General features: G+C 40.8%; 18 protein-coding genes and 2 pseudogenes. 10 read left to right on the top strand and 10 right to left on the bottom strand.

The genetic code is table 11. The annotated features are described in order from the left end of the window. Window positions 1–154: 154 nt before the first annotated feature. Genes FTU75_RS15520 through FTU75_RS15510 form a run of 3 tightly spaced genes read right to left on the bottom strand, consistent with a single transcriptional unit; the run spans window position 155 to window position 1812 of the window. Entirely contained in the window at window positions 155–355 is a 201-nt protein-coding gene (locus FTU75_RS15520; RefSeq protein WP_180116364.1) for a hypothetical protein, read from the bottom strand. Window positions 356–400: 45 nt separating this feature from the next. After that, window positions 401–1417, bottom strand: a complete 1017-nt coding sequence (locus FTU75_RS15515; RefSeq protein ID WP_180116363.1) for a hypothetical protein — start codon at window positions 1415–1417, stop codon at window positions 401–403. Next, window positions 1414–1812, bottom strand: a complete 399-nt coding sequence (locus tag FTU75_RS15510; protein ID WP_180116362.1) for an AAA family ATPase — start codon at window positions 1810–1812, stop codon at window positions 1414–1416. The genes FTU75_RS15515 and FTU75_RS15510 overlap by 4 nt, the downstream gene beginning before the upstream one ends. Before the next feature lie 55 nt (window positions 1813–1867). Between FTU75_RS15510 and FTU75_RS15505 the strand changes: the two are divergent. Next, window positions 1868–2685, top strand: a pseudogene (locus FTU75_RS15505) (oxygenase MpaB family protein); the annotation flags it as partial. A gap of 47 nt (window positions 2686–2732) precedes the next feature. Here FTU75_RS15505 and FTU75_RS15500 read toward each other — a convergent pair. The 3 genes from FTU75_RS15500 to def all read right to left on the bottom strand — a co-directional run bounded on the left by FTU75_RS15500 (window position 2733) and on the right by def (window position 5944). Then, window positions 2733–4760 carry a TonB-dependent copper receptor gene (locus FTU75_RS15500; RefSeq protein WP_373685882.1) on the bottom strand — a complete coding sequence of 676 codons (2028 nt, stop codon included), beginning with the start codon at window positions 4758–4760 and terminating at the stop codon, window positions 2733–2735. A 144-nt stretch (window positions 4761–4904) separates the two neighbouring features. Continuing rightward, window positions 4905–5324, bottom strand: coding sequence for a DUF2946 family protein (locus FTU75_RS15495; protein ID WP_180116360.1), 420 nt, complete (start codon window positions 5322–5324; stop codon window positions 4905–4907). Window positions 5325–5413: 89 nt separating this feature from the next. Beyond that, the gene (def, locus tag FTU75_RS15490; RefSeq protein WP_078191459.1) at window positions 5414–5944 is read right to left on the bottom strand and encodes a peptide deformylase; all 531 of its coding nucleotides are present in this window, start codon (window positions 5942–5944) and stop codon (window positions 5414–5416) included. Between the two features lie 119 nt (window positions 5945–6063). Here def and FTU75_RS15485 point away from each other — a divergent pair, with 119 nt between their 5' ends. The 3 genes from FTU75_RS15485 (at window position 6064) to FTU75_RS15475 (ending at window position 9112) form a co-directional block, all read left to right on the top strand. Then, entirely contained in the window at window positions 6064–7218 is a 1155-nt protein-coding gene (locus FTU75_RS15485) for a LysM peptidoglycan-binding domain-containing protein (protein WP_180116359.1), read from the top strand. Window positions 7219–7329: 111 nt separating this feature from the next. Then, window positions 7330–8511, top strand: a complete 1182-nt coding sequence (dprA, locus tag FTU75_RS15480) for a DNA-processing protein DprA (protein WP_180116358.1) — start codon at window positions 7330–7332, stop codon at window positions 8509–8511. Window positions 8512–8542: 31 nt separating this feature from the next. After that, window positions 8543–9112 carry an L-threonylcarbamoyladenylate synthase gene (locus FTU75_RS15475; RefSeq protein ID WP_180079237.1) on the top strand — a complete coding sequence of 190 codons (570 nt, stop codon included), beginning with the start codon at window positions 8543–8545 and terminating at the stop codon, window positions 9110–9112. Between the two features lie 437 nt (window positions 9113–9549). On the opposite strand, the gene FTU75_RS15470 is transcribed toward FTU75_RS15475, so the two are convergent. Beyond that, window positions 9550–10431, bottom strand: coding sequence for a DMT family transporter (locus FTU75_RS15470; RefSeq protein WP_180116357.1), 882 nt, complete (start codon window positions 10429–10431; stop codon window positions 9550–9552). A 122-nt stretch (window positions 10432–10553) separates the two neighbouring features. Between FTU75_RS15470 and FTU75_RS15465 the strand changes: the two genes are divergently transcribed. From FTU75_RS15465 to FTU75_RS15445, 5 genes are all read left to right on the top strand, one after another. Further along, window positions 10554–11312, top strand: coding sequence for a helix-turn-helix transcriptional regulator (locus tag FTU75_RS15465; protein ID WP_180116356.1), 759 nt, complete (start codon window positions 10554–10556; stop codon window positions 11310–11312). Window positions 11313–11456: 144 nt separating this feature from the next. Beyond that, window positions 11457–12002: a glutathione peroxidase gene (locus tag FTU75_RS15460; protein WP_111885877.1), complete on the top strand. Its 546-nt coding sequence runs from the start codon at window positions 11457–11459 to the stop codon at window positions 12000–12002. A 258-nt stretch (window positions 12003–12260) separates the two neighbouring features. Next, complete coding sequence (locus FTU75_RS15455; RefSeq protein ID WP_249707230.1) at window positions 12261–12587, top strand: RcnB family protein; 327 nt, start codon at window positions 12261–12263, stop codon at window positions 12585–12587. A 141-nt stretch (window positions 12588–12728) separates the two neighbouring features. Then, window positions 12729–13352 (top strand): hypothetical protein, encoded by a 624-nt coding sequence (locus tag FTU75_RS15450; RefSeq protein WP_180116355.1) that lies wholly within the window; start codon window positions 12729–12731, stop codon window positions 13350–13352. Window positions 13353–13509: 157 nt separating this feature from the next. Then, window positions 13510–14523 (top strand): pirin family protein, encoded by a 1014-nt coding sequence (locus FTU75_RS15445; RefSeq protein WP_180116354.1) that lies wholly within the window; start codon window positions 13510–13512, stop codon window positions 14521–14523. A gap of 7 nt (window positions 14524–14530) precedes the next feature. On the opposite strand, the gene FTU75_RS15440 is transcribed toward FTU75_RS15445, so the two are convergent. Further along, window positions 14531–14998, bottom strand: coding sequence for a hypothetical protein (locus FTU75_RS15440; RefSeq protein WP_180105979.1), 468 nt, complete (start codon window positions 14996–14998; stop codon window positions 14531–14533). Window positions 14999–15103: 105 nt separating this feature from the next. Here FTU75_RS15440 and FTU75_RS15435 point away from each other — a divergent pair, with 105 nt between their 5' ends. Beyond that, complete coding sequence (locus FTU75_RS15435; RefSeq protein ID WP_180116353.1) at window positions 15104–15547, top strand: AAA family ATPase; 444 nt, start codon at window positions 15104–15106, stop codon at window positions 15545–15547. Window positions 15548–15553: 6 nt separating this feature from the next. Here FTU75_RS15435 and FTU75_RS15430 read toward each other — a convergent pair whose 3' ends face one another. Further along, window positions 15554–15859, bottom strand: coding sequence for a hypothetical protein (locus tag FTU75_RS15430; protein ID WP_168378803.1), 306 nt, complete (start codon window positions 15857–15859; stop codon window positions 15554–15556). 141 nt (window positions 15860–16000) lie between these two features. Then, window positions 16001–16480 (bottom strand): annotated as a pseudogene (locus FTU75_RS18615) (DUF2846 domain-containing protein). Between the last annotated feature and the right edge of the window lie 126 nt (window positions 16481–16606).

Below are 16606 nucleotides of genomic sequence, written 5' to 3'. Positions count from 1 at the left end.
TTATCAGAAGTTTTAATCTTCATCACCGCCGATGGATGTGCATTCTACAGCATTTCACATCCGTTGCAACACCCTTTTCCATTTATTTTTAATTTTTCATTACGTTTGTTTATTTATTCTACTAAATCAAGTTTTTTTACTTAAAAAAGTGCTTTTAGCGTACAGAAAGCATGCAATACGCCACAGGCACCCATAAGATAAACATTAAAATTGGCATAACACCGTGCACTTCTTCAGGTTTTCTATACAACCATTGAATAAATGGAATGGCGATACAAAATAATGTCGCCATGAATAGCACATCAACGAATCCACCTTTCAGCAGTAGCCACAGCCAAACTGGCACACTCATCATTAAGCCAATCATCAATAAAACACAGTATTCATATTTCCTGAGCTGTCAAAGTGTGAACTCTTGAATGATCCAGAAGCGTTCTGCAGATTCAAAATTTGATTTTAAGTCCATTTTGATCACGCCTAGATTGAATAAACTCAGTGCAATATAGATGGCACACATCAATTGGAATAATTGTGAAGCAGTGAAATCAAGGCTCATGATGTTCCAAGTATCCACCTGTGTGGCGAACCGATACAAAATCACAACCGCAGTAACTGATATACCGATACTGACAATACGATGGGTTAGAAATCTTTTATGAAATGCCTGACGAATAATGAGTTTATTTTGATTGAGCCAGAGTGGGCTATATTTCTGTATCAGAAATACGCTAGGTACTTGCAGCTTAATTGGTTTTGATTTCCTACCGAGCAGCCAAAATTTTATTGCCGCTATACAGATGAAAGTAGATAACAACACCGCAATGAGTTGAGCGTCCAATATCGCTAGGCTCAAAATGGGCAAATATGTCAAAAGACAGACTAAAACCCAATATTGATTCTGTTGTAAAAACAGCATTTGTATGATTAATAAATTAAAGATCCAAAGTAGCATCAATACACTGATGCCAATGGAAGCTAAGAATTCATACTCAACCCAAACATATAGAAGCGCTAAAATAAATGGCAGTATCAGCAAAAAGCTTAAACTGCCTAAAAATTTAATTTCCACTGCAAAGCGACTTTTAAGCGTGATGGGTAATAGCGCTAGATAGCGATACCCTTCTCCACCACTCAAAGCTTTACGCTGTATCGCACACCAAAATACATTTAAGGCAAGAAAGCCTGTCCAAATAAACACATTCGTGATTATTGATTTGCAATAAACCATATCAATAATGGGCTGCACTAAAGATAAGAGCAGTCCGAATAGCATTGGTCCGAGAATTAATGTGATTAAAATAAGTAAATGCTTTTGCCGTGCAACTGCGTCTGCTGTGGTTTTGACATAAAATGTCCATCGGTATTTCAAAAGCGTTTTTATGATTGTTCGCTGCCCAACATGTCTTTGTTTATTCATGCCGCCTGCTCATTGGACTTTAGCCGATCTAGCTCGATGATTTTTGCTGCAAGACTGTCTCTAAATACTGGATCATGGCAAGACAATAGAATCAATTTCGATTGGCTCTGCTGTAAAAGTATACTTGTTAATTCAGCCAAGGCGTTTTGATCTAAGCCATTGCTCGGTTCATCTAAAATCAGTAAAGGTGCCGAAGTCATTAAGGCTGCAACCAATAAAAACTTTTTGGTTGTACCAAAAGACATGTCAGCAAACGGCGTGGCTAAATAGTGTTCTAATTTAAATTTTTCAATGAAGATTTGATACTGCTCATGCGCTATCCCTCGAATATCACACATTAAATTCAGAAACTCCTGCCCTTGTAAAAAATCATAAATAGGGCTTTTATCTGGCACATAGGCCACAAGTTTCTCGTATTCATTGTTGTGAGGGGCATATGGCTGATCATTAATCAAAATGATGGTGGGTTATCTTTTCCCCGGTTTCAATCAGCCACTCATGCTGACCGGTGCTTTAAATAAACAAGCCGGTACACGTCTGGCTGAAACCACTAAATGGTGGGTAGATATCACTGAAGAACGCGGACTCGAACGTTTGCATGCAGGATTTACATCGACAATTTATGTGCGTTTTATTCACGCTTTGGTACGGCATCAACTCCAAAAAGGTAAAGGCTGGGATTTTGCAACGTGGGGGGTGCCGATCAATCAATTTGACTTGGCGATGACCAATCTTGCCTTTAGTAGTGTGGTACTTTTGGGCATTCGCGCTTTAGGAATTTTCCATCAAAACAAGAAACTGAAAGCTTTTTGCATTTTTGGCGCTATGTCGGCTGGTTGATGGGCATTGATGAAAAATGGTTAATTGAAAAAGAATCTGACGGTTGGAAACTGCTGTATTGGATGCAATTTGTACACCCTCAATCCGATGCAAGCAGTATGGCTCTCGGCGCCAGTCTCTCTAAGGAACACTTTGAACGACAGTACAAATACCTTCGACCACTTCAGCAAAAACTGGCTTATCGACAACATCTGGAGCTGACACAATTTTTTATTGGCAAAAAACGCATGCATAAATTAGGGCTCAAACCCCAATCCGCCGCATGGTTTGCCTATTATTTATTGGCTAGAAATCTCGTCCTGTATTCAGGTGCTAAGCATCTCCCAAGTTTAAATCAAAAATTACAGCAAAAAGGCCGTGCAATTCAAAAACTCGGTTTAGCACCGTATCAAAGTAAAGCAAAACAACTGGCAAGTATGCACCAATAAAAAAAGCAGAGCGATCGCTCTGCTTTTTGGATGACAAATATCAGAACTTAGAATTTCATCGAAATACGTGCCCAATAATTTCGGCCAATATTATTGAACTGTTCATCTGCCGCTAAGCCTGTACCGGCATCCCCCAACTTATTTAAATGTTCGGTGTAGGTTTTATTCAAGAGATTATCTACACCCACAGATACATCTACACCCTCATCAATATGATAAGTACCATTTAAAGAAAGCGTACCGAAGCCTGCACTTTTCTGTAGATCGTATCCCACAATATTACCTTGGTTTGGACTAATCCGATTTTGACCATCAACAACACGCCATAACGCACCCAAAGTATAATTATCCTGAATGTAACGTAAATTTACCCGAGCTTCTAAAGGTGAGATTTGTGGTAATGGCGTATTATCCGTGGTGTTTTCCCCCCACGCATACATTGCGCTGACATCTGCTTGGATCGCATCTGTAAATTGATAGCCAATCCCAGCTTCTGCACCTGCAATGGTTGCATCGATATTTCGACTATGCGCTTCCATACCTCCCATCATTCCTGTTCCAGGCTTATAACTCGTTAAAATATAATCATTCACCAAACCAGCATAAGCCGACACCCAAGAATTCAAAGCACCATGTTGATGTTGATAGCCCATATCTAACTGAAGCGTTTTTTCCGTATCAATATGATTGAATGTATTGATATCACCATTTCCTGATTTTGGGCTAAATAATTCCCAATAATCTGGCATGCGTTCCACATAGCCTAGACCGATATAGGTTTTACCATTGTCATGTTCAGGGTGTTTATTTTCAAAACGAATAAAAGCACTTGGCAATGTTTCATTCAGCTCCGTGTTATAGCCACTCGCTTTCGAAGCGGCACGCTCATCTTTCACTTGCACTTGATCAAGACGAAGACCTGAAACCAATTTATTGTTGTCACTCAATTGATAACTGACTTCTCCAAAACCGCCATAGGACTGAAATGCCATATCTTGCATTAAGGGCTTATTCATCGAAGGCATCATCTTCGACGTCATGCTGCCGGCATGTTTATTATTCTGCGTATCTAGTCCAGTAATGAACTGCAGCTTATCCCATTCATGTGTTACCGCCATACGTGCATTTAATGTACGGCGTGTTACCTGCATCGCCATTGGATTCGGCATCATCATAGTCATACCATGATGGGTCATTTCAGCTAAAGGTGGCTCACGCAAACTAAAGTTGTCCATGATATGGTCGTTATAACTATAGTTGACCTGTGCTTCGATTTTTTTAATCACCTCTGTGACATTCTTTTTCTCGACACGAAGGCCTAAGCTTTCACGGGCAAATTGCGAACCATCCATTGAACGGCCTGCGTATACCGCCTCACCATCGGCTTTACCTCCGGTAAGTTCTACCCATGTATCTTCATTTGGTGTCCAACCGAATGCCAAATCTGTATTCCAGCGCTCCCAGTCTGACGGCACAGTATTACCATCTCCATCTTGGTAGCTGTCTGCGACAGAACGACTGGCATTTAGACGGACATATTTATGTTCATCCCCCACAGCCGCTTCGACATTATGATCTAAACGACCATAAGAGCCGATCATCACACTGGCTTGACCACGGTAGTTTTTATCAGCATCGAACTGTTCCGGTTTGCGTTCAAACAAGACTGTTGCAGCAGAACCTGTATTGGCATATTGAACCGTTTGAGGTCCTTTAATTACTGAAATTCGGTCATAACTTTCAGGGGAAATATAAGAAGTTGGTGCATCCATTCGACTTGGACACGCCCCTAAATTTTCTGTGCCATCGGTCAATATTTTAATGCGTGAACCAAACATGCCACGAAACGTCACATCGCCATTGGTTCCTGCGCCACTTTTCACTGCACTAAAACCCACAATGCTTTTTAAATAATCTGCTCCATCACTGGCAGGTATCGGTTGAATCGGCTGTTTGGGATTGGCACGAACAATCAGGCCATTGGCATCATTCCCCTGATGTGATGTCACCACAATCGGTGCCAAAGTCTGTACCGCATTGGTTTCCGTCATCTCTACGGACATCTCGTCAGCCATCACAGAAGTTGAATAGCAGGCAACACAAATTGCAGCCGCAAGAGGCTGTAGAAAAAATTTAGGCTGAGCCATGTTTATCTCACAAAATACATAAATAAAGGCGTACCTGAGTCCTCAAAGACCCAAGTTTAAAAAACGTCGGATTTATGCAGCGAGTGGCGGAGCTCGACCTTGCGGAAGTAAAAAGAGTTGTTGAAGAACAAACCAGACATGCTTGAAAGCTTTTTGAAAAGCAATTAAACGAACTTGAATTCGATCAAGCACTTCTTTCACATCAAGTTCAGGGGGCAAAACCAAATTGCCATAGACCGTACAATACTGACATTGATGACTGGCATCATGTTCATGGGCAGTATGATCGACTTGAACTTGCTCAGCGTGAGGGGAAGATGAATGGTGTGAATGTGTGGTATGTTCAGCATGAACATTAGGAAGTAAAAGTGCACGCGTAATGGTTTCGCAGACCGGAGCAACTTGATATTGCTTGGGCAACAATGGCTGTAAAAAAACAGCAATCTGCAAAAAAACGGCTGCAAAGGACAGCAGCACTCCACTACGAAACAATACAGGCAAACCCTAACATTTGTCTGACCCAAGTATAACAAAGCCCAATCAAAATTGGGCTTGTCTCAGGTATTTTTTACCGCGATCAATTAACGCTTAACTGCGACTTTATCTTTTTGACGCTGGCGAACCAATTTTTCCACTTTGTCACGTGCACGTTGACGTTTCAAAGGCGATAGATAGTCGACGAATAACTTACCATTTAAGTGATCCATTTCATGTTGGATACAAACTGCGAGAAGTCCGTCCGCTTCCACTTCAAATGATTGACCTTCAAGGTTAATTGCCTGAATTTTTACACGTGACGGGCGCTCAACTTTATCGTATATTTGAGGCACTGATAAACAGCCTTCTTCATAGGGCTGCGTCTCTTGCGTCAATGGCGTAATTTTGGGGTTAATAAACACCATGGGTTGATCTTTTTCTTCAGATAAATCCATGACTATCAGCTGAATATGGTGATCTACCTGTGTTGCTGCCAGGCCAATTCCCGGTGCTTCATACATAGTTTCAAACATGTCGGCTGCTAACTGACGAATTTCATCAGTAACTTCTTCGACTGGTTTTGCAATGGTACGAAGACGGGGATCGGGGAAACTTAAAATAGGTAATAAGGCCATACGACGTCCTCACTTATGCCATTGATCAAAAAACAAAATGAAGGAATGCTTCATCAAAAAATTGTGTGTAATATCGTTATTATAACGCAGTTACATACATAATTTTAGGAATTATGATAATGAAAAAGGTTTTGAAGGGCATGCCAACTTTTAGTGCCTTGGGGTTTAAAAAACAATTATTGGCACTTACAGTCTGTGTAAGTGTGGGGATGGGAATGGTCAGTGTTGCAGAAGCTGCCCCTGCTCGTAACATCAATCCACCATCATTGAAGGCAGGTGCGCCTCAAGTTTATGTGGTGAAAAAAGGCGATACGTTATGGGATATTTCCAAGCGTTTCTTAAAAAATCCTGTGCGCTGGCCTGAAATCTGGGCGAGCAATAAACACGTGAAAAATCCGCACTGGATTTTCCCAGGTGACCGCCTATTAATGTGTACCTACAATGGCCGCCCAATCATCGGTAAAGATGAAGGTGATGGTTGTGAAGGCATTATTCGTCGCTATACTGGTGGCACTAAACTTCAACCACAAGTTCGTGTTGAGTCCCTCAACAGTGCGATTCCTGTTATTCCATTGGAATATATTAAGCAATGGCTTGAGCGCAGCATGATTGTTGCAGCTGATTCTGTGGAAGGCACACCTTACATTTTAGGTACAGCTGATCAACGTGTATTGGCAGCCAAAGGCCAAACAGTTTATGCACGCGGCCAAGGTATGCAAGTTGGTCAACGTTATGCTGTTTACCGTGAAGGCGAACCGTACATCTTTACCGATGCAAATGGCAAAAAATACAACGCAGGTTTAGAACTGACTCAAGTCGCTTCAGGTGTTGCCGTTCGTGGTGAAAATGACATTACCACTTTAGAACTAACCGATACTTATAATGCCGAAGTTCGTCGTGGCGATCGTGTTCTTCCTGAATATGACCCAATGCTGCCAACGCTGTTCTATCCAACCAATGCTGAAAATGTCACTGCTGGCGGAAGTGTAGTTCGTGTTATGGGCTCGATTGGTACTGCAGCAGTTCACAGTGTGGTGACGATTGACCGTGGTAGCTTACAAGGCGTTCAATCTGGTCAAGTCTTTAGCGTGAACCAAAAAGGTGAAATCGTGACTGATCCGAAAACCAAAGAACGTGTTCAACTTCCAGGACAACGTATTGGCAACATCATGGTATTCAAAACGTTTGATAACTTAAGCTATGCTTATGTACTTGAGAACGAATTACCAATCAAAGTGGGTGCAACGATTCAGCCACCACTGATGGATGACTAAGGCCAAATCCATAAAAATGAGGCTGTATTCAGCCTCATTTTTTTATTATCCAACAACGATATCACTAATAATTTTAACCCATAAAAAGAAGACATGTTCAAAGGTCTCATTATGCTCAACTCATTGACTGACTTGCATTTAGATTACATTCGCCTGTGGTTTGTGGTGCAACACTCACTTCGTAGTTTCTATAAAATTCAGCAGCACTATCCTGCTCTACACCACGCCCTTAAGCCTAATCAAATCACCACATGGCAAAAATTAGGACTGCATAAAAATCATTTAAAGCGCTTTGAGGAATTTCACAGCCCAAGTGGACAGCTTAACTTTGAAAAATGTCTCAAGGATATTGAACAATACAGTGACTTTGTACTGATTCCTGAAGACCTAAACTATCCACAACAGCTTTTACCTTATAGCGACAAGCCGCCGATTCTATTTGGGCAAGGTAATGCCCAAGCCTTGATGCAACCCCAAATTGCGATTGTTGGTAGCCGCAAACCCAGTCCCCAAGGTCGACAAATTGCCTATGATTTTGCTTATTATCTGAGTGAGCAAGGGTTCTATATCAATAGCGGTTTAGCCCAAGGAATTGATGAAGCGGCACATCGCGCTGCCATACAACACCACAGAACCATTGCCGTGATGGGTACAGGTTTAGATCAAACTTATCCGACCGCACATCAGAGTTTAAGACAAGAAATCATCCAACATGGGGGAACCGTAATCAGTGAGTTTCTTCCACACACTCCACCCCTGCAACACCATTTTCCACATCGAAATCGTATCGTCAGTGGGCTCAGCCTTGGTGTCATCGTGGCGGAGGCGGCATTAAAAAGTGGCTCACTGATCACAGCTCAACGCGCTGCCGAACAAGGCAAATCTATTTTTGCCATTCCAGGCCATATTTATAGTGAGTCGCATCAAGGTTGCCATCAACTCATACGCGAAGGTGCAATTTTGATTGATCATCCACAACAGGTTATTGAAGACTTGGCACTAGCCACACAGTGGCAATCACAGGCTGCCGAGACCTTAACAAACACCGAAATAGCGACACCCGAAACAGCAATACCGGACACCCCGCCACCCGAACCTATCCCAGAACATTTAATTGCGCTGTATCAGCAGCTCGATTGGGTCGGCCAAAGCCTTGATCAATTGTCCATTCAACTCAAAATTGATACCGCGACATTGACCAGTCAACTGATGGAATTAGAGTTAATGGGCTATGCCACACAACAAGCCGGACACTACCTACGTTGTCGAATGGGTAAATTAGGTTCACAATAGTCCTTTGTCGAATCAGATAAGGTCTATAGAAATGATTACCACCTCTGTTGCAGAAGCAGCTTCCTGTCTTAAAAAAGGTCAGGTTCTCGCATATCCTACAGAGGCTGTTTGGGGATTGGGCTGTGATCCCTACAATGAGCAAGCCTTTCTCGAAATTTTGCGCTTAAAACAACGTCCCATTGAAAAAGGTGTGATTTTATTGGCGGCCAATGTCGCTCAAGTTGAACACCTGCTCCAAGGCTTAACAGAAGATATGCGTCAGCAGGTCATTGCGACATGGACCAACCGTAAACCCAATGAACGTGCAACTACATGGTTATTACCGGCTGGCGACCATATTCCAACATGGATTAAAGGCAATCATCCAAAAGTCGCAGTCCGTGTGACTACCCACTCTTTATGTGTGGCTTTATGCCAAGCTTTTAATGGCTTTATTGTGTCTACTAGTGCCAATCCTGCGGGATTAACCCCTGCACGTTCCTTACAAGAAGCCAATCAGTATTTTGCCAATGAACTAAATTACTTAAATGGTGATCTCGGCCTAAGCCAAGAACCAAGCAAAATTATTGATGCTGAAACAGGTGACATCATCCGTGCATAAGCTCGGATGCCTGTCTACACCTGCCTTTCGGGAAAATATAGAAAAAAAAAGCTCAGCCATATAGGGATGGCTGAGCATAAAAAAGGATGTGTATAAAATCACATCCAGAGGGTCTTGCAATCTCTGGGTAAATATCAAGTAATTATTAAGAATTACTTCATCATTTACGATGAAAGTATTATGTAATATTTTTTTAAATTTAACAAATATATTTTTTATATAAATAAAACTACTGATAAGTACTTTATTTCTGATTTTATAACCACTTAGTCAAAATATGTATCTATTTTTGATTGATTTTTAAGACGAGAATTTGTTTTTTTAATTCAGTTTTACACTCAAAAATCCATTTTCAAAAGATTTGCTCTATAAAAAATAAGTTTGTTTGCCTATTTTTTAATCAATAATTCTCATAAATTTTCAACTTTTTACTAGATTTACTTACGCTGCGCCAAGATCACCCCAGTAATCGCCATCACTGTGCCGACGGTATGATAAAACATCCACTGCTCAGCCAACCAGAAATAGGCAATAATCGCGGTAAATACCGGCATCAAATTCATAAAAATACTGGTGCGATTCGGCCCGAGATGTTGCACAGCCAACATCCATACCAACGGTGCAATCAATGATGGAAAAATTGCCGCATAAAATACACTTGGCGCATTCGCAGGATTAATCGCGTCAATGCCTAAATACAACACGAATGGCAAGTGATATAAAACGGCAAAGAAAATTTGTACATATAAGCTCAACAGTAGCGGAAGTTTCAATTGCCATTTTTTTAAAAACACCCCATAAAAGGCATAAAAGAACACTGCGAAGATCATGAGGATATCGCCGAAATGTCCGCCCATATTCAGTAATTGACTGAAATCGCCTTGTGCAATGACAAACAATAGCCCTGTAAATGAAATCGCACAGCCTAAGATGGCATAGCGGTTGGGCACATCTTTAATTAAGAAAAATGCAACGGCAATCGTAAAAACAGGGATAAAAGCATTGATGATGCCCATATTGGTCGCCGTCGTATAATGCGCAGCGGTATAGCCCAAGCCTTGATATAACACCATGCCAAACGCACTCAGCACAGCCAATTGCTGCCAATGCTGCTTGATAAGCTGTCTTTGCTGCCAAACGGTTTTCAGCATAAAGGGGGTCAGGATCAAAAATGCAATAAACCATCGATAAAAACTGATACTGACCGGTGAAATATAATCAGTTACATAGCGGGTGACGGTAATATTTAACGACCATATAAATACTGCGATCAGAGGCAAACAAATTGCAAATTTCGCCCAACGCGCTTGAAGCAACATGTCTGACTCCTCAATATATCGTGCAAAGATTGGTCTAGGTATTTTGAGTGATGTCTGTTTTAATTGAAATACATGATTTCAGACATTTATATTGTAGTTCAGACATCGACACTTAGGCATATATGACAACACCACCGATTGAACAACAGATCGAGCTTTTTGAAGCACACTACACCACATTAGATGCTGTCTATCCGCACAGTTGTCTTTGGGGTGATTTTAATTTTTGTCTCGATGGTATTTTCGAATATGAAATACAAGGGCAACATCATCTCTCACCTGCCAGTTATGGGGTGTGGATTCCCCCACAGACAGAACATTGCTCAGTCGCGATTGATGAACAACCCATTCATTATGTGGTAATCCGACTGGCACCTGATCTCTGCATAGATTTTCCCAAGCAGACGGAAGTATTTAGCATCCAGCCTTTCTTTCGTTTGTTGGTGCAAGAAATTTTGACCTTTCCTACAGAGCAACATACCACACCACCCTATCGACACCTGCTACAGGTCTTATTCGACCAGTTAAAAACAGCGCGCAAACATCAACATTATTTACCGCAAAGCCATGATGCAGTGTTAAAGCCGATCTTGGCGCAGCTCGCAGATGTAGAACATTTTAGCTTGAGCCTACAGCGATGCTTATCGAATGTCGGTTTGAGTGAGCGTCAGTTATTGCGGCTGAGTCAGAACGAACTGCAAATGAGCCTTTCTGAATGGCGAAACCGTGCAAAAATTATTTATGCCATTCAACAACTCCGCGCTGGTCAGTCTATTAAAGCTCTCAGCTATGAATTAGGGTATCAACACAGCTCAAGCTTTATTGAGTTTTTTAAACGCTATACAGGAAAAACCCCAAACCAACACCGCGCCACTAGTTAAACGTCAAGCACTCAAGCAAGCATCAGCTCGAATTCTGCAAACTACTACAAAAATTATGCGAAAAGCCTATCGATAAAAGCTTGCTGTTCACCAGATTTCCCTTTAAAACAAGGATGAAAGGCACAACTTCAATTAGGAACGAATATGTCAGCTTCAGTTTACGATATCCCAGTAAAAACGATCCAAGGTGATGACACCACACTCAATCAATACCAAGGCAAGGTTTTATTATTGGTCAATGTAGCCTCTAAATGTGGGCTAACACCGCAATATGAAGGCCTAGAAAAACTTTATACAGAGAAGAAATCACAAGGTTTTGAAGTCTTAGGTTTTCCTGCCAATAACTTTTTAGAACAAGAACCTGGTTCTGAAGCTGAAATTCAAGAATTTTGCTCGATCAACTACAAGGTTGATTTCCCACTTTTTGCAAAAATTTCTGTGGCAGGCGCGGATAAACACCCACTTTATCAAACCTTAACCCAAGCCATTCCTGAACGCATTGGTGAAGGCCCATGGTGGGATGATTTAGTTGAATACGGTTTAACACCAAATCCAAAGCCTGAAGTGCTCTGGAACTTTGAAAAATTCCTCGTGAATAAACAAGGCGAAGTTGTGGCTCGATTTGCACCTGACATCAAGGCAGATGACGCACGTATTGTCGATGCCATTAACGCTGAATTAGCCAAATAATTCGACAATATCTCAATATCTCAATATCTCAGTTAAGATTGTTGTGATTTTAACTGAGATTGATCATTTTAAATTATCACAATAATAGCTATTAATTATCATATTATGACAATTTAAATAATTTATTCATTATTTTAATATTTTACATACACATTGTTCAAAGTTTCCCTGTAAATACTCATTATGATGAGTCTTATCAATTCATATCCAGCAGTAAACAGGTGAACTTATGAATACATTAATGAAAGCTATCGTTTTATGTATTTTTTGACAGCACGTGTATCTGCGCTAACAATAGATGCACGGCAAAATCCTCAAAAGACGAAAACCCAACAGCACACTAAACAATACACACGGGTAAAAAACCAAAGCCAGAACAAGAAGAAAGCTGTAAATCCTTCACATGATTGGCGTTCTGGACAAAAAGTACCTTCTGAATACCGTTGTCATCGCTACAAAGGTGACCACAACAAATATAAAAAAATGTCTAAATCAGGCAAAAACCAACAATGGATTAAAGTGAATGGCGACTACATTTTAATGAATGCCGTCAGCCACGCCATGATCAAAATCATTGCAGGTTAAACCCATCAAAACATCAAAAGAGGGCAAATGCCCTCTTTTTTGTTCGAGCGATTATTTTGTTATTGCTTTGCAACAATCTATTTTTTATCCACATTCTGCCCCTATATTCAAAGCATAGACTTAACACATAGTGATGATTGAATGAAAAAGCTTGTGCAGAATGCCCTTCTCCCTTTTGCCATTTTTAGTGGTGTTTTGGTGCTGATTGGCTGTGAACCTGCCACAGCACCGCAACAGGAACAAGAAATCGCAGCAGAAAATGATCGCCCTGCAACAACATCAACAAACGAAGATCAATCTGCGACACAAAGTCAGGCGACAGATCAAAGCCAATTAAAAAGCGGCAATATGTTTTATATCGTTCGCGATGTTGCGGATATGCAACTTAAAGCCGGCAATTATGTTGAACAACTCAAACAAACGCAGGTCGATTTAGAAGCCGCAGTCAGCAACCAAGATCATCTCCAATTGCAAAAAGCGGCAACCCAGCTGCAACAGCAGCTCAAAGGTTTCAATCAAGCTTTGAATGATTTAAATCTAAAAAGCACTGAGATTAATGATATTCGCAGCAATCTACAGGCAGCGAATCAGCAAGTATTGACCTCACCTTTTCTCAATGGACAAGTCGATTTAAGCAAAGTTGATTTTCAGAAAATCCAAAATCAAATGGGAAATATTCAAGCGGAAATGCTGAAATTGGCAGGTATGTTGATCCAAGACCAAGCAGCTAAAAGCTCATCTAATGCAACCACTAAAACTGAATAAGTAGCGAAATTTAGTATTTCCATTGCATTCCACCTGTTGTAAATCAAAAAAGCGTTAGACCTTGAGCTAACGCTTTTTTCTTACAGTTCCGCTATAGAACACGACTGTTTTTCCTTTTAGATTAATGCTTAATAATAAAGCCAATGATGGAACAGTTATGTCAAACGCTGTGATTTATAACATTACACCCATTACCTTTCGTTTAGATTTAAAAGATCCTTTCTTATTTACTGCTCATCATATTGATCATTTTCCTGCTGCAAATGCAGACATGGGGCCAAAAACAGCCGCAGAGAAAGATGAATTCAATATGTACTATGGCGATGTGGTTCCAGGTTTCCCAGAGCATCCACACACTGGCTTTGAAACCATTACCTTGGTTGAACAAGGCTATGTCGATCACTTTGACTCATTAGGCAATGGCGGACGCTATGCTGCGGGTGATGTGCAATGGCTGTCTACAGGCAATGGCGTTGAACACTGTGAAATGTTCCCCCTACTGCATGAAGATAAAGCCAATCCTTTTGAACTTTTCCAAATTTGGTTTAATTCATCAGCTGAACAGAAAACCCATGATGCTGACTATAAAATGTTTTGGCGTGAAGAGATTCCTCACGTCTTTGAAACGGATAATGAAGGAAAAAAATCGGATATTCGCGTGATTTCAGGGCAGTTCAAATCCACTGATGCTATTTCCCGACCGCCACACTCATGGGCGGCTGCCGCAAAAAATAAGGTCAACATTTATTTAATCACCATGCAAGCAGGTGCAGAGTTGGTGATTCCCGCAACAACAAGTAGCTCCAACCGTTTTGCTTATTTCTATCAAGGCAATACATTAGAAATAGAAGGTCAAACCATTCAGATGAAGCATTTGGTTGAACTCCAATCAGATGCCGACGTCCATCTCAAAGCAGGTGGATTAGAAGCACGTATTCTGTGGTTAGAAGGTGAACCAATTAATGAACCCGTGGCGATGCGCGGTCCATTTGTGCTCAATACCACGGAAGAACTCGATGCGGCTTTTAAACGCTATCGTGAAACCCATTTTGGAGATTGGCCTTGGCCAACACCCGCACCGGTCTTCAAACGTGATCAGGCTCGATTTGCCAGTTATGAAGGCGGTAAACGTGTAGAGCACCCAGAGCAGGAAAACTCACAAGCATCTTAAAGTTCAATTAGTTGGATTGAGCAAATTCAAAAGTATTACAGTTTTTATCTTGTCCAAGTGCGCGCTGAACATCTTGTTTAAAACGTGCTTGGGCAAAGCTATATTGCTTCGGTAAAAATAAGGTAATACGTGTCGTCTGCGGATCTAAACTTTCGACCAACATTTTATGCAAATACGCCCCATGCTCAGTTCGTGCCATCAATGTCCCCTGCTCCAAATGCTCTTCTAAACGATTATCGGTATAGACGTAGCGATTGTTCGCGGTAAACGCAACACAGTGATTATAGGCTTGTCGCAGATTTCGAAAGGCGGTCATATATGGGATTTTAAGCTCCGTACTGATGCCATTATCAACCGATTCAGCGACAAGTGCAGCTTCAGTGGGAAGATTGGGTGTCGTGACGTATTGGCTTTGACATGCAACGAGCAAACTATAACAAAGACACAGCGATAAACTGTTGAAAAATTTGTGCATACGGACCTTTGCAACTTGTTCTTATTTATTTTGCAGAGATTGTAGCAAAACTGGGTTGCTGATTTAATACTCTACTATTCATTCCGTGCTTTCATTGCAAATGCTATGCAGCTGATTATTTTTACAGGCGTTCAAGCCTCTGGCAAATCCACCTTTTACATGTTGAATTTATATCATAGCCATTTACGTATTAATTTGGATATGTTGAAAACCCGACATCGGGAAAATATGATCTTTGAAGCAGGTTTGGCATCCAAAACCAAAATGGTGATTGACAATACCAACCCAGATCAGGAAGCTCGTGCTCGCTATATAAAACGCGCAGTAGATGCAGGGTTTGAAGTCATTGCTTACTATTTTGAAACCGATTTGGACAGTACCTTAAAGCGCAACAGTTTACGTGAAGGCAAAGCTCATATTCCAGAAGTTGGCGTGCATGCGACCTATCGAAAGCTTCAAGTTCCGTCACGGGATGAAGGCTTTGATCAAATTTTTAAAATTAAAATTATCAGTCACGGCGAATTTTCAATTTTACCCATGTATGAATAACGAGCATTAACCTGCTTTTTGGCTATCTTGCCATTTTTTAAAAGCCGATTGCATGGCCTGACGCTCATATGGTTTCACTAAACGACTTTCTAATGAAGCAAAATCACCTTTATAGGCAGCAGCGACCATCGATTTTGCCAGTTCTTGAATACTCACGCGCCCACGGTGTTCATATTGCTGGACTTCTTCATGGGTGAGTTCAACATCCCAACATGACACTACTGAACTGAGATCAACCGCAATGCTCAAATAATATTGATCAAAGTCTTGATAAAGTTCCCAAAAATGCGGCTCATAGGCGATAAGGTTCATGATGCAATGCTAGCTGATTGAATTTTATCACCATAAAGATTGTATTGAATAAAATATATTCAACTTTAGATTGATCAATTTCAACTAATTTAGGGATAAAAAACTACCCTTTCGAGTAGCTTCTTATCTACATATGAACCTTTATTTCAATGCGATGGTGGCTTTGCTGCAATTACCGCTTGTGCAAATGCATATTCGCTAATGGCCTTTTTTCCTGTTTGCTCATCAACCAGTTTTAAATTTGCCCCACCTACAAATGCGCCCATTTTAATAAATTGCTGAACAAAATATTGTTTACCTGCCGCAGTTTCAATATCCAAATGGTTAGGTGAAAATTCTGATTCAGTCGAAATTGTATGTTTGTGATTACCAACTACTTCTTTATAAAAAAATACTCCACGAGAGGTTTCACCTAAACATTCCCCATCTACCCATACATCTTTCTTTAAGGCAGGGCCTTTCACAGAAGCTGAGCGATATACGTAAATACCTGCATTGACTTCTTGTGGGGAAATTAAATTATTCGACTAGTGCTGAAGCATTTTGATCTGCTTTAGGTACGGACGCACACCCAACAAATCCCAAAGATAATACTAATGTAAAAAAGATTTTATTAGACATCATTAATTCCATTGACATATTTTAAGCATATGAAAATTAAAAATTAATCAAATAGTCAAATTTATTTATTATTCAGGCATAAAAAAACCACCCTTTCGGGTGGCTCTTTCAATCTCAAACTGCGTC

Source organism: Acinetobacter sp. YH12140, from assembly GCF_013418475.1.
Classification (GTDB): domain Bacteria; phylum Pseudomonadota; class Gammaproteobacteria; order Pseudomonadales; family Moraxellaceae; genus Acinetobacter; species Acinetobacter amyesii.
Note: the sequence above shows the minus strand (reverse complement) of the source record. Positions and strands in the feature narration are given on the sequence as shown.

Bases quoted from the DNA above. Each gene is read 5' to 3' on its own strand.
- FTU75_RS15430 (WP_168378803.1), bottom strand. From the start codon at position 15,859: ATGAACCTTATCGCCTATGAGCCGCATTTTTGGGAACTTTATCAAGAC.
- FTU75_RS15520 (WP_180116364.1), bottom strand. From the start codon at position 355: ATGATGAGTGTGCCAGTTTGGCTGTGGCTACTGCTGAAAGGTGGATTC.
- FTU75_RS15450 (WP_180116355.1), top strand. From the start codon at position 12,729: ATGAAAAAGCTTGTGCAGAATGCCCTTCTCCCTTTTGCCATTTTTAGT.
- FTU75_RS15475 (WP_180079237.1), top strand. From the start codon at position 8,543: ATGATTACCACCTCTGTTGCAGAAGCAGCTTCCTGTCTTAAAAAAGGT.
- FTU75_RS15470 (WP_180116357.1), bottom strand. From the start codon at position 10,431: ATGTTGCTTCAAGCGCGTTGGGCGAAATTTGCAATTTGTTTGCCTCTG.
- FTU75_RS15500 (WP_373685882.1), bottom strand. From the start codon at position 4,760: ATGGCTGACGAGATGTCCGTAGAGATGACGGAAACCAATGCGGTACAG.
- def (WP_078191459.1), bottom strand. From the start codon at position 5,944: ATGGCCTTATTACCTATTTTAAGTTTCCCCGATCCCCGTCTTCGTACC.
- FTU75_RS15465 (WP_180116356.1), top strand. From the start codon at position 10,554: ATGACAACACCACCGATTGAACAACAGATCGAGCTTTTTGAAGCACAC.
- FTU75_RS15460 (WP_111885877.1), top strand. From the start codon at position 11,457: ATGTCAGCTTCAGTTTACGATATCCCAGTAAAAACGATCCAAGGTGAT.
- FTU75_RS15515 (WP_180116363.1), bottom strand. From the start codon at position 1,417: ATGAATAAACAAAGACATGTTGGGCAGCGAACAATCATAAAAACGCTT.
- FTU75_RS15440 (WP_180105979.1), bottom strand. From the start codon at position 14,998: ATGCACAAATTTTTCAACAGTTTATCGCTGTGTCTTTGTTATAGTTTG.
- FTU75_RS15455 (WP_249707230.1), top strand. From the start codon at position 12,261: ATGTATTTTTTGACAGCACGTGTATCTGCGCTAACAATAGATGCACGG.
- FTU75_RS15445 (WP_180116354.1), top strand. From the start codon at position 13,510: ATGTCAAACGCTGTGATTTATAACATTACACCCATTACCTTTCGTTTA.
- dprA (WP_180116358.1), top strand. From the start codon at position 7,330: ATGCTCAACTCATTGACTGACTTGCATTTAGATTACATTCGCCTGTGG.
- FTU75_RS15485 (WP_180116359.1), top strand. From the start codon at position 6,064: ATGAAAAAGGTTTTGAAGGGCATGCCAACTTTTAGTGCCTTGGGGTTT.
- FTU75_RS15435 (WP_180116353.1), top strand. From the start codon at position 15,104: ATGCAGCTGATTATTTTTACAGGCGTTCAAGCCTCTGGCAAATCCACC.